This window comes from Solibacillus sp. FSL H8-0538 (assembly GCF_038003525.1).
GTDB lineage: Bacteria > Bacillota > Bacilli > Bacillales_A > Planococcaceae > JBBOPI01.
In genome coordinates, this window is sequence record NZ_JBBOPI010000002.1 from 94,452 (window position 1) to 106,799 (window position 12,348).

Here is a 12,348-nt window from a genome sequence, read left to right on the forward strand (position 1 = left end):
TTCCAAAAGTGGAGTAACCTTATACAAAGTTCCATGAAATGAACTTCCTTCTCCATACCCGTTAATACCTTCATGGAGAATAAATGTATCAAAGCCAATGCGTTTGATATGGGTCCTCTTCACATAACAGCACCTTGTCCCCCATCAACGATAGTGCGTGGCAAGCACCGTGCTGTTTGTTGTCTTACCAGTGATCCCACAATCGTTGAAACGCCATATTTTTCAAGGCGTATATCCATATACCGATATATTCGTATACGGATATATTTATATATGGATATATTTTTTCGTTTGTTTTCTTGAAATAAGCTGTACCGAGTAGGTGGATACCACGGTCCTCTTTCTCTGCCTATTCAGCATTGGTCAAACGCTTACCAACCCGATTAAATCGTGAATTCAAGACCGGTGTCACTGGCAACGTCTATGTATCTGTATTACGTATATCCGTTACAACAAAACAAACTAGGCGTACGTATCCACTGTGAAGGACAGTGAAACAAATGAAGGAAAATGTGGGGAGATGCAATAATCCATTCCGAACAAGGGGTACATAATACAAGCCCTACTTTCCTAAAGCTTGCAAAGAAATTAGGATTAACACAAGCGATGTCTCACCGTGGGAACTGTAGGGATAACGCGCCTATGGAATCGTTTTGGGGCATATGAAAGATGAAACAGATGGCAAATCATGTCGCACATTCGAAGAGGTTAAATAAGAAGTGAAGAGTTATATGACGTACTCTAATTATTATCGGGGGCAATGGAATCTAAAAAGAAGGACGCCTGCGAAACACAGACGTCCTCTGACTGACAAAGCAGTCAAGTCTTTTTATAAAATGTACCTCTTTCACAATTTTAGATACACTTCCACCATTCAAACTGGAATATCACGTCCTACTTGGCTGTTCTGTCACGATATACAATCAGAGTAATTGTATTTAATAGGATGGTAACGATGAGAAGAACTTCTGCGGCGGACACAACAGCACCCGTTGTGTCCATTAGAGCGCGAACTTGTTCAACTAACCTGCGCCTTAATAAATTGGCATAAAACAAAAGGCTTCCTCTTATCGGGGAGCCTTTTAGATTTTCAATGTACGGTATACAAGATTAATTTTCTATTCCGGCAATCCCAAAGCCTCCAGGACCAGAATGAGTAGAAATCATGGCACCGGCTTGAATCCACGTGATATTTTCGAAACCCGTTTCATTGGCAATTTCATTCATCCGTTGCTTGATACTTTCACTGAGTCCGATTGAGTACATAAAATAAAGTTGTTGTCGATCAATGTCATATTGATTTAAATAATCACGCATTAATTTTTCAGCAACAGCGCTCATATTGCCACGATATTTTTTAGTTGAAACAAGCTTTCCTTCCACTAATTCAATGCATGGTTTTATTTTCAACAAAGCACCTCCGAGATACGCTAAATTACTTACGCGCCCACCTGCTCTTAAAAAATCTAAGCTACCAGGAATGAAAGCCAGCCTTGATTTAGGAACCTTTGCTTTGATTTTTTCGATTAAGTGAGCAGGATCAATCGTAGGTTCTTTCTCTAGCAAGTTAACTGCATACATCACAACTGCAGTTAATCCACCTGTCACGTTCAACGCATCAATTAAAAAAAGATCCTGTAAATCCTCCGCTGCAATTAACGCATTTTGAAAGGAAGCCGATGCCTTTGACGTATAACCAATATGAATAATGATACTATCTGGAAAATCCGTTTTAATTTTTGTAAAAAACTCATGATACTCATGGACATTTGTGGCAGATGTAGAGGGTATCTTTTTTGTGCGATCATGATACTCATAAATTTCTTTTACGGGTAGATGACCGTCTAAATAATCCTGTCCATCCATGATGACGTGCATCGGTACCACTTGTACATCATGTTTGTCCGCTAAATTTTTCGGCAAATCCGCCCCACTCTCGGTCGATAAAATAATCCTTCTCACTATAGATCCCCTCCAACTTGTGCTTGGCTTGTAAAATTTACTTTAACTATACATCAAAAGGGTAAATCATCCAATTAAAGGATAAATAGTTACATGCATTTTAGAACCACTACTATCGAATGTACTACCTTCTCTGAATAACTATTTGTCTAATCCAAATTTCATAGGCTTCTCTGCTGCCTAAAAACAAGTCGGCCTGATCTTGTTGTATAGCGTTAGTATTATAGCGTTTGGCTACGCCGAGAGGTTCCCCAGGGGGCTGGGCTAAAGCCCTTCACGCCCCAAAATATAACTAATGATACCCACTCAATACGAAAAGGAAGAAACTGGTAATAAGAAATATGTAATGGCAGAGTGGAGTATTTAATTAGCCAGTGCCGGGTAAGTAGTCAGCCATGAATAATTGTTCGGTAATGGGCTGCTCATGTCTCATTTTTTGTACATAGTTTACTAGTGTTTTATAGCCAGCTACTGGTTCTAGTAAATCGATATGTTCGTTGACGATTGTTTGGATAGCCTCGCCAAAACGTGTGCCGAGGTCTTTCTTTAGCCAAATGATATAGGCGATGTAGTGCTCGACTGTTGTCCAGCCTGTTTTTGCATTGCGTCCTTTGCCTGTTGTTGTTTTCAGTAGTTTTTTAGATTGCTTCAGGAGCTTGTTTAAGGAGCTGTTTGAGATGCCGATTTCGCTGCATAGTTCTTTTTGGGTACGCCAAATAAACGGTTCCGATGATGATTTTTCGGCCGAAATCCAGTTTGTGATATCTTGTTCCCACTCATGTAAATGACTGCGTGTGCGGTCTTCTCGCGCTTTTTTATGCTTGTACCAAATCGTTTTCCCAAATGAAACAGGCATGTCCATTTCAGTACATACATATAATGATAGTAGCTGCTCGACGTATTCTTTTTTTGGTCCGTGGTAGCTGCCTGAATAGGCAGATGCTAGGATTGTTTTGATGTCTTGCGGCTTTAACGGTGCGTGTAAGTTTGAGTTGTATTCGTCGAGTAAATCGTACGCATACGCTTGATCACGTCCGTCTTGATAGCACACTAAAGCAAGCGTAAATAACATGTTATTACGCCCGATTTGTCCTTTTTGTCCTTGTACGGCCTTTGTATGTATGAGTTGGCGGAACCAATCTGCGTTTAAGAGTGCGGAGCTTGTTGTTTTTTGTGGCACAACGTATAGCTCGCGTCCTTCGTCTGCATCTTTTCGTTGGGACCATGCAATTAATGTTGATGGATCGTATGTTGCTAACTCATTAAACCATCGCACGTTTTTCGTATTAGGCGTGCGGAAAAAGCCAAAGTCGTTGCAGAGTAGGTCTGCTTCGACGCTTGATAAGCTGCGTTTTATATTGTCCGCAATGCGCTTTGCGACTTTTAAGCTGCGGAAGTTATATTTATTGGAAATGAAAAATGGTTTTGTTAAGGCGAAGTACACCTGATATCCTCTATCTGACTTTAGAATGAGCGTTGGTTGGCCGATGCATTCATCTATACATGCTAGTAAAATATCATTTACACTATGACGCTGCGTGTCGATGTCGATGACGAATGTATTGATTTGCAGGAGATTCTTTTCTTCAAAACCTTTAATTGTTTCACGTTTGTCATCTGCGTAGTAGTAGCGACGGAATACGTTTGGTGTGAAGTGTGAAATGCGATCCGCTTGCTCGATTAACGTTTCTTTTGAGGTAATGATGTAGCCTTTCACGCCACATTCAAAATGGCTTTTATCGCGCACAGCAAAGACAGCCCCTTTTTTATGGAGCTTATCGAGCTGCTTTGCTCTGCGTTGGAGATCAGCTGGTGCTTTTGATGATTTTGGATTGTATGTAAGTAGTCCTTCATGAAGGATTGTATTAAAGACATTTGTGAGCTTATCCGTTTGCCCAGAAAACGCAAAAATAGCCAATAGCGAGTCCTCCCCCATGAGTGAGTGAACGCTACTAGCTATAAACCTACGAAATTTGGGTACACTAAAAAAAAGTGCACAAATACAATTTTCAATCATCTTTATTGAAAATTAAATCTCGCCTTGTTATAATCATTACAGTTTATAGTTAATAAATACATAACTGATGTGTTGGTAGCACAAAGTTATGCATACTGCTGTCGTTCACGATTTAATTGTGATCGATTAGGCAAAAATGGTGAAGTCATTCCTTGTCCGGCCAAAGACAAGTTGGAATGGCTTCTTTTTATTTTCCCTAACACTTATTTACATAGATTATAGGACTTCCAAAACGTTGATGCAATAGCATTTTTCGCGTTTTCCCGTTCTCGTATATAAATATACGAGTATACTAATAGTTAGTTATATTCGTATTCGCATATATTAATATGTACGTATACGTTCTTTAAACGTTCATTTACAGCCATTCTTGAACGTGAACTATATGTATAAATTGGTATACGGGTATATAGATATAGGCATTTATCTATATACCCATATATCTATATATTTTTGGGGGTAACTTTAGATTTTGGGGAAATAGCCGTTCATGAGGGGCTTTTTTTGTCGATTAGAACGGATCTTGACTCAAACTAGTTTCGGCTTTTGTTCGTAGATACGAAGAGATAACTTTCATAGCTGCCTAAGTAAGGACCGCATCTCGTACGATTTTGACCGAGATGTGTCTTTCTATTTTTTTCTGCGCAATAATGCCAAAAGAATATACAACTCAAAATATGATAGCAAGTGAAGCTAAGTAGCATTAAGAAAAGCCAAAAATATTACGATGGTAGTGAGGAAGAATCGTCGCGTAAGTATCCTCTAACGTTTGTTTATAACCTGTTTCATCATCGTTTCTCCCTTAGATAAAAGTTCATTTTCTTTCTTCCTCATTCCCCTACTCCTTCTACCAGCTGGACCCCAAACGTTCATGTAGCAGGGTTTTCATTCTAGACATCCAAGATATACGGGTATATCCGTATATGCATATACCTATATACTTTGAAGAGGACTTCCTTGAAACTAACATCCCCCCTACCACTATAAAACAAAAAGCTGATGAAATTTCGTCTGGTGTCTATCATCAAAACGATAATTCATTTCTACTTTTGCTCCTATATTGGCGATTCGAAAAGGTTGGCTCCTAATGAGGCGTTTTAGTAGCCTCTAATTTAATTTACGAGGGTTCAAAATAAATTAATCATATTTTCCCATCCAAAGAATACTATGGACTGTAGGAGATTTACGATAATTTTTAGGGGTGATATCAATGGGGAAATTTGAAAACAAAGTAGTATTAATTACAGGCGGTTCGCGTGGACAAGGTGCTGCACATGCTCGAGCATTTGTTGGCGAAGGCGCAAAGGTAGTTATTACCGACGTATTGGTGCAAGAAGGACAAGCATTAGCAGCGGAGTTAGGTGATAATGTCACATTCTTTAAACATGACGTAACATCAGAAGCAGAGTGGTTAGCCGTTGTAGAAGATACAGAAGCTAAATACGGTCCAATTAGCGTACTTGTCAACAATGCAGGGATTGTTATTAGTAAAACGTTAGAAGAAATCACAGAAGCGGACTATCGCAAAGTAATCGACATCAACCAAGTCGGCGTTTTTTTAGGGATGAAAACGGTGGCACCCTCCCTAAAGAAAGTAACAAATGGCGCCATTATCAATATTTCTTCCATTAACGGACTAAGGGGAGGTCCTGGTACAATCTCTTATGATGCCTCTAAATTTGCAGTGCGAGGGATGACAAAGTCCGCTGCCATCGAACTAGCACCTTTTGGCATTCGTGTAAATTCGATTCACCCTGGTGTCATATTAACGCCAATGGTCCAGCAAGAAGGCATTGAAGATTCGGTGAGCCAATTAGCTGAATCGATCCCGCTACAACGTGTTGCGCAACCAGAGGAAGTGTCAAAATTAGTCTTATTCTTGGCGGAAGATGCCAGCTATTCAACGGGGTCTGAATTCATTCTAGATGGTGGATTAACCGCTAAATATTAATTGATCCAACATCCGTCAGGTAAAATTAAGGGGTTGTTTCCTCAAAGTTTAGCTGAATGACTTCTTCTGTTTTACTATCAAATTCAATCGTGACGAAAAGCCCGAATTCTTTTTTACCTTCCTTCAAAATCAACTTAAATTTCTCAGTAGTGGATTGATTCCCGACCTTTCGACCTATATGTAAATAATCCGTCACTTGTGCATTTGGATATTTTTTAGCAGCCTTTTCGATTGCGAGAATACCCCATTTTGCATATGAGGGATTAGGCTTTACTTGTATTGTTGAAGCATTTACTAGATTGACATAGATCATTGGAATCGTATAAATTGATGTAGCCAAAAGAATCGTAATAAAAAGTTTTCTCACATCTAAACCCACTTTCTTTTTTTGTTAATATGCCACTTTAAAACCGGTCCTATGTAAAAAAAATTCAGAAAAACATGGTATTAAATACTTTCGCAAGGCCTCTTTAAAACGCCTCAGTAGGCAATTAACATATACCTATTCATATTGGGTCCCGTAAGAAAAATAGCTGCGTATGCAATATTTTATGCAGAATATGCGTCAGTGCATTTTCCTTTAGAAATAGCAGATTCCTTATCCTACAAGGGCTTCAAACGTAGTTGTATAAAAATATGCATAACAACCGCAAACGAGAAAAAGCTCGAAACGCTGATATAACAGTGTTTCGAGCTTTTTTGTGTATTACCAAACTTTTATTTGGGAACGTTTATTAGGTTTAATTTGTATACTTTATAAATCCTTGTTGCACTAAAGCACCCTTTTAGTTGAAGAAGTCGCTAAATACTGTTATGAAAATACTGCACTAATATCAGATAAATGGCTTCCTTCTAAATACGATCAAAGTATAGATAATATAGTTTAAATTCCCATAAAATAGCTAACCGGCTTTGTATTCTCTTTTCTAAGAGAGGCATTTAGATTACAAAGGTAAGCCTTTCTCTAAAGAAGATACCCAATTTTTCTTTAAAAATGGGATAATCCAAATCAAACCTAACACGATTAGAATAGTCGCACCAATTAAAATTGTTAAAATAGGAGGAGTTGACGTTGCCTGAATGTCTGTATTTAAATTAAACCAAAAGTATATATCCCTCAGAGCAACTACTGAGTTAAAAACAATATGTATGAGTATGGGAGTAACGAGACTCTTGGTTTTAATAAACCATATGCACATTATAATGCCAATTATTGTTGTCCCGAATATATTATCTAAGTGCAATGTTCCAAATAAGATTGATGAAAAGATTATTCCTTTTTTCACCCCAAATTTATAAGATAACCTTCCTAATAAGAAACCTCTAAAAATTATTTCCTCACATATTGGGGCAATCAGAACTAAAGTAATTATCTTAAAAATAAAAATCCATAAAACTGTCTCTTGGTTCACGGGCAAAACATCTGATTCGCTTGGAGATTGGGGAAAAACAACAAACAATATCGCAGTTACAAATAATAATAAACCCAATCCTGTGAACATCGGCATAATCACAGAAGCAAAAATTGTTCTAACTTTAACTGATTCCTTCGGCTTTTTTAAAAAGAATTTTAAAGAACTGTTGCACTGATTCAACTTTATTGTAAACCAGTAAACAGGAACAATATACATAATAAAAACAATCATTATTCTTGTCTTTCCTTCGCTTGGTATTTCTTTAATTAATGGGAAAGAAGAGACAAAAATGCTTACTATAATCGTTGAGATTATCCATATTAAAAGATTTCTTATTTTTGTGACTTGAAAAACACTATTCATTTATAATCCTTTCCTTCCAAGTACCCGTAGATATTAATATTATTTCAAATCAAATGAATCTTGGTTTTGTCTATTAAATCAGCCTTTCTGGTTCTTCAGCATACCATTCAGCAAAACCGCAATTACTACATATATATGGATTTACTGTAGTGTTTTTCTTATTCGAGAGAAATCTATCTCCTTCTGGATTTTTAACTATCAGTCCTTTAAATCCATTATCAATAAAACATTTAATTAATTTACTTCCACATTTTTCACAGTTTTTTTCTTGTTGATCCCTCAACCTTTTCACCTCGAAAATAATATTTTTTAGATTAAACTCGTTTCACAGGAATATTTCATTAGATTTTAATTTGTTAATATTTACTATACTTTTCTACGTTCTGATTCATATAAAGTTTCAATTTAAAAAATCCACTTCATTATTTACTTAACGCATTCACATTTTTATTGAACTTACCTGCTGCGTTAGTTGAAGAAAAAATTCACCCAATGCGTGGTTTGGAGGCATACTAATCATAGGCAGCCAAAAGCAAACACCCCATTCAATTGAATGGGGTGTTTTATTCCCTAACTTCCATTTGGGAACGTTTATCAGGTTTATCTTGTATGCTTTATAAATCGTTGTTGCACCAAAATCCTCGTTAATTGGACTGGCTTTTTTGATTTGGGTATTCCTAAAGCATAATATTTAAATATTATGCTTTAGTTGAACATTCTTTACAGATAAACTTGCCTTCTAGATTTAAAAAAGCTTTGATTTCAGTAAATCCTTTTCTTTTCGGATATTTAAGTTGTACAAATACTTCTTGATCACCTTTAATTTCTGTATTACACTTCATACATTTTGGAATTATTAATGCCATCATATACCCTCCTATCCGCAATAATACTATGTCTATACTTTATTACGATTGAGATGTCTAGACGTTTCAATTTCAATATAATTTTGTTAACAAAGTTTTATTTGGGAACGTTTATTGTATATGCTATTTATAAACTATTTAATTAATAAATGGTCATTGAATACTCATTTTCTATTTCTAATCAAAAATGATGTGTATGTATTTTTCAGTCTTTAAATTCTCAAGATGATGTAGTTCAATGTCTTCGATAATAATCTGTCTTTTTTTCAGTATTTGATTATAGTCTTCTGCCCAAAAACGGATCAACTCAGCTGCGTGTTCTTTTTTAATAGATTGTCTTAAATAATTTAATAAGTCATTTAAAAATGTTGAATTCCAATTCCCTTCGATACAGTAAACATACGGTTGATAATTATAATTCTCCAAATCAGACGGTGGATTTTCCCATTCAAATATTTTCAAGCGACCAAAAGCTGATTCATCTGGTGCATGTAAAATCTTTGCATCATCAGGCATTAAATGCCATGTTTGTTCAGGTGTTTCTTGCGTAATTGGATATAATTTTTTTAACTCTCTCACTGTAATTTTTGTAATTCCAGTACAATCAATCGTTGGTAAAGGCTCATTTGCTACAAGTACAGAATATAAAGTCATTGGGTATCTCCTTTTCTAAAATATTATTCATGATAATTTAATATTTTCGACAAATAGTTTGAAAAACCTTGTAAATAGGTTCCCAAAAGCGGTGTTTGGGGACATTGGATCTACGTCAAGATTTTAGACACACTTTGCTTAACTTTTTTGTTGCGCAACATCCATTTTTTAGTGTTCCACATCTCGAGTAGCCCGTCAAAGTGAAAAGAGCCTTTGACCGCCTACTCGGGATGTAGAGCGGAAATGATAGGAAGTTGCGCCCGAAAAATGTGGTGGGGAATGTGTGGTTTTACCCTCGTTTATTATGCTACTGCTCGGCACATTTTTTCATAGGCATCAGGTGTGAAATAACCGATGCTACCATGAATACGTTTGCGGTTATACCAGCCCTCAATATACTTAAATAAGGCAATACGTGCTGTTTCAAAGCCATCATATCGCTTTCTATATACTTCATCTTTTTTTAGCGTAGCGTGGAATGATTCGATACACGCATTGTCATAAGGGCAACCTTTTCGGCTAAATGATGGGATCATCTCATACTTCTTTAAGCGTTTTTGAAAATCTTCACTTGTATATTGCGACCCTAAATCTGTGTGGATAATAAGACCAGGTGCAGGCTTTTGGTCTGCCACAGCGTTGTCAAGTGCGATTAAAACTAGATCTACCGTCATTCTACGGGCAAATTCATAGCCGACAATTTTCTTTGTATGTAGGTCTAAAACCGACGCCAAATAACACCAACCGTCACGCAGTGTGTGAATATACGTAATATCTGCCACCCATTTTTGATTGATGGCTTCGGTTGTAAAGTCTTGTTCCAGCACGTTTTCACGCGCCTCCACTGGTGTTTTCGATGACGCCGGTTTGTACTTTTTTTGTAATGTTCGAACGAATGCCTGCTCGTTTCATAATGCGCTGTATGCGATCAATACTGCCTGTATATCCTTCTCGTTTCAGGATTTCAAAAATCTTTGGTGCGCCGTATCGCTCATCACTTTCTTTGTGAATAATTCGAATACGTGCCAGCAGTTTTTCATTGGCAACATGGTAGCTATTGGGCTTCTTCTGAAACGATTGATAATACGTACTTTTTGGCATCTTTAATACACGACACATCAACTGAACAGGTTGATGTTCGCTCTCTTTGGTAATATGGTCGATCAGCTCTTGGTCTTCTATTTTTGCGCGAATTTGGTCATAGCCTTTTTTAGGATTTCTACCTCTTGTTTCAAGCGGAGGTTTTCTTTTTGGATCGCAACGACTTCCGCTGCAGTTAACTCGCCAGCCCCTTCAATTGGGGAATGTAGTTTAATCCATTTATAGATTGTTACTTCTGATACACCATATTCGCTTGATAGTTGGCTGACCGTTGTACCCGAGCGATAAAGCTCGACTACTGTTTGTTTGAACTCTTGATTATATTTTTTTTGACTCATGTTCGGACACGTCCTCTCGTTACCTCTATTTTAGTGAGTTAGGCGAGGTATGTCCATGCATCTATATTACATCCATTTTGTATTCATGAGCAAAAGTAATTAACTTCCCTTGAATGCCTCTAAATTCATTTTGGTATGCTTTACCCTGTATATCGCAACTATGTTCATTTTCGAAATACACACCAAAAGCGGTGTTTGGGGACATTTTTTGTTTTCAGTATACATTAGTAATTAGTTCGTTACCTCTTACCTCTTTTCTCGTTGATTTTAATTAAATTTATTGCAAGTTTACACAACGAAATGTAATATATAGTTAACATTTGCAATGTATATATTGCATTGGAGGCGTGATATGAAAAATAACGTGAAATTTGTCCGTATGAAAAAAGGGGTGACGCAGGAGCAACTCGCTAAAAAAGTCGGGGTCACAAGACAAACAATTGGCTTAATTGAAAAAGGCGATTATAATCCAACATTAAGTCTGTGTATAGCAATTGCAAGTGAGTTAACTCAAACATTAGATAGTTTATTTTGGGAGGTTGAATAACGTGAAAACCTGGCTTAAAACTTTCTTGCCACAAGATGAGTATAAAGAACGCCAAATGCTGACTTTTTTAGCAGAAGCCGCTGTTATACAAGTTGTACTTATTTTAGCTTTAATGATGATTAGTCAATTATTATTCTCTATGACATCTAAATTAATGCTTGTTATTTGTTTATTTAGTATCATCCTTTATGTAGGGGGACGTTACATTTTTTCTGGTAGTGAGTATACAGATATTAGTACAGAGAAAGAATATAAAAAACAAGTAAAGTTGTTACGAGTAAAAAGTATAGGATTTGCTGCTATTTATTTTATCTTAGGCGTCTTTTTCAATTTATTCGGAAGTGTCTCGTTTTTTGATAGTAGAGAAAATCAGTTAGAATTTCTTATAGTTTTAGCGATAGCGGGTGTATTTTTGTTTGGAACGCAATATATATCATTGCGTAGTTCATATATGAAAAATAAAGACTTAATGTAGGAAGCTTTTATTAAAGATAAAGCACACCTAAAAGTATAAAATATTATTAGTAGTATTTTGTGCTTTTAAATATATTCAACAATTCCCGATAGTTAAATTTTGTAATTATAGTTCCCAAACCCTCGTTTGGAAGCTTTTTATATTAGAAAATCCCAAAAATCACTTACCGTTGTAAGTCCGCATTTTTCTGATGAGACGCAATATTCACGTTAAAATTTCTAAAAAAAATAAAAACAGCTTACGAATTTTGAACTCGTAAGCTGTTTTTTTGATTAGCGATCTCGCTTTTGAATGATTTCGAGAACGAGATGAAAGGTTTTCTTTTCGTCATTTACGAGGCTGGATTCAATGTACTCGTCTAAGAGGATATCGATTAAGTTGTCGACATTATCGGCTTTACCTAGTTGAATAAGGGCATTTAGTTTATTACGTGTTGCTTTGGTTACGCGAACGCTTGTGATTTGGGCTGCATCGCGTTTTTTTGATGCCTTTTCTTCAACGATTGGTGGTGCCGGTGTTGGTTGTGGTTCTTGAACAGGGGCTTCTGCTACTGGTTCGTCTGTTAGCTCTAGCTTGAACTCTTGTGCTGGCACAATTTTAGGGCCTCGATTGAGTAGCTTCTTTTTCGGATTTCCATTGTTTAATAGATTACTCATTTG

Annotated in this window: 11 protein-coding genes and 1 pseudogene; 3 read left to right on the forward strand and 9 right to left on the reverse strand. The window is 36.6% G+C overall.

Annotated elements, in window-relative coordinates; all coding sequences use genetic code 11:
- Positions 1–1,110: 1,110 nt before the first annotated feature.
- Entirely contained in the window at positions 1,111–1,962 is an 852-nt protein-coding gene (locus MHH87_RS18440) for a DegV family protein (RefSeq protein WP_340751282.1), read from the reverse strand.
- Between the two features lie 367 nt (positions 1,963–2,329).
- Positions 2,330–3,880 carry a primase C-terminal domain-containing protein gene (locus MHH87_RS18445; protein ID WP_340751284.1) on the reverse strand — a complete coding sequence of 517 codons (1,551 nt, stop codon included), beginning with the start codon at positions 3,878–3,880 and terminating at the stop codon, positions 2,330–2,332.
- Between the two features lie 1,309 nt (positions 3,881–5,189).
- Between MHH87_RS18445 and MHH87_RS18450 the strand changes: the two genes are divergently transcribed.
- Positions 5,190–5,930: a glucose 1-dehydrogenase gene (locus tag MHH87_RS18450; RefSeq protein ID WP_340751286.1), complete on the forward strand. Its 741-nt coding sequence runs from the start codon at positions 5,190–5,192 to the stop codon at positions 5,928–5,930.
- A 25-nt stretch (positions 5,931–5,955) separates the two neighbouring features.
- Here MHH87_RS18450 and MHH87_RS18455 read toward each other — a convergent pair whose 3' ends face one another.
- The 6 genes and pseudogenes from MHH87_RS18455 to MHH87_RS18480 form a co-directional block, all read right to left on the reverse strand.
- Positions 5,956–6,297 carry a DUF3889 domain-containing protein gene (locus tag MHH87_RS18455; RefSeq protein WP_445683137.1) on the reverse strand — a complete coding sequence of 114 codons (342 nt, stop codon included), beginning with the start codon at positions 6,295–6,297 and terminating at the stop codon, positions 5,956–5,958.
- Positions 6,298–6,874: 577 nt separating this feature from the next.
- Complete coding sequence (locus tag MHH87_RS18460) at positions 6,875–7,708, reverse strand: CPBP family intramembrane glutamic endopeptidase (protein ID WP_340751288.1); 834 nt, start codon at positions 7,706–7,708, stop codon at positions 6,875–6,877.
- Between the two features lie 73 nt (positions 7,709–7,781).
- Positions 7,782–7,991: a hypothetical protein gene (locus MHH87_RS18465; RefSeq protein WP_340751290.1), complete on the reverse strand. Its 210-nt coding sequence runs from the start codon at positions 7,989–7,991 to the stop codon at positions 7,782–7,784.
- Positions 7,992–8,406: 415 nt separating this feature from the next.
- A complete protein-coding gene (locus MHH87_RS18470) occupies positions 8,407–8,574 on the reverse strand; it encodes a Fe3+ hydroxamate ABC transporter substrate-binding protein (protein WP_340751292.1) in 168 nt (55 codons plus the stop codon).
- 177 nt (positions 8,575–8,751) lie between these two features.
- Entirely contained in the window at positions 8,752–9,228 is a 477-nt protein-coding gene (locus MHH87_RS18475; RefSeq protein WP_340751294.1) for a hypothetical protein, read from the reverse strand.
- Positions 9,229–9,530: 302 nt separating this feature from the next.
- A pseudogene (locus tag MHH87_RS18480) lies at positions 9,531–10,667 on the reverse strand (IS3 family transposase).
- 352 nt (positions 10,668–11,019) lie between these two features.
- Between MHH87_RS18480 and MHH87_RS18485 the strand changes: the two are divergent.
- Entirely contained in the window at positions 11,020–11,214 is a 195-nt protein-coding gene (locus MHH87_RS18485) for a helix-turn-helix transcriptional regulator (RefSeq protein ID WP_340751296.1), read from the forward strand.
- A gap of 1 nt (position 11,215) precedes the next feature.
- Positions 11,216–11,689 carry a hypothetical protein gene (locus tag MHH87_RS18490; RefSeq protein WP_340751299.1) on the forward strand — a complete coding sequence of 158 codons (474 nt, stop codon included), beginning with the start codon at positions 11,216–11,218 and terminating at the stop codon, positions 11,687–11,689.
- A gap of 272 nt (positions 11,690–11,961) precedes the next feature.
- Here the strand turns inward: MHH87_RS18490 and MHH87_RS18495 are convergent, their stop codons facing one another.
- A complete protein-coding gene (locus tag MHH87_RS18495; protein ID WP_340751300.1) occupies positions 11,962–12,345 on the reverse strand; it encodes a DUF5388 domain-containing protein in 384 nt (127 codons plus the stop codon).
- Positions 12,346–12,348 lie beyond the last annotated feature (3 nt).

Excerpts from the sequence above, each read along its gene's own strand:
- MHH87_RS18450 (WP_340751286.1), top strand. The coding sequence starts at position 5,190 with ATGGGGAAATTTGAAAACAAAGTAGTATTAATTACAGGCGGTTCGCGT.
- MHH87_RS18460 (WP_340751288.1), bottom strand. The coding sequence starts at position 7,708 with ATGAATAGTGTTTTTCAAGTCACAAAAATAAGAAATCTTTTAATATGG.
- MHH87_RS18470 (WP_340751292.1), bottom strand. The coding sequence starts at position 8,574 with ATGGCATTAATAATTCCAAAATGTATGAAGTGTAATACAGAAATTAAA.
- MHH87_RS18475 (WP_340751294.1), bottom strand. The coding sequence starts at position 9,228 with ATGACTTTATATTCTGTACTTGTAGCAAATGAGCCTTTACCAACGATT.
- MHH87_RS18485 (WP_340751296.1), top strand. The coding sequence starts at position 11,020 with ATGAAAAATAACGTGAAATTTGTCCGTATGAAAAAAGGGGTGACGCAG.
- MHH87_RS18495 (WP_340751300.1), bottom strand. The coding sequence starts at position 12,345 with ATGAGTAATCTATTAAACAATGGAAATCCGAAAAAGAAGCTACTCAAT.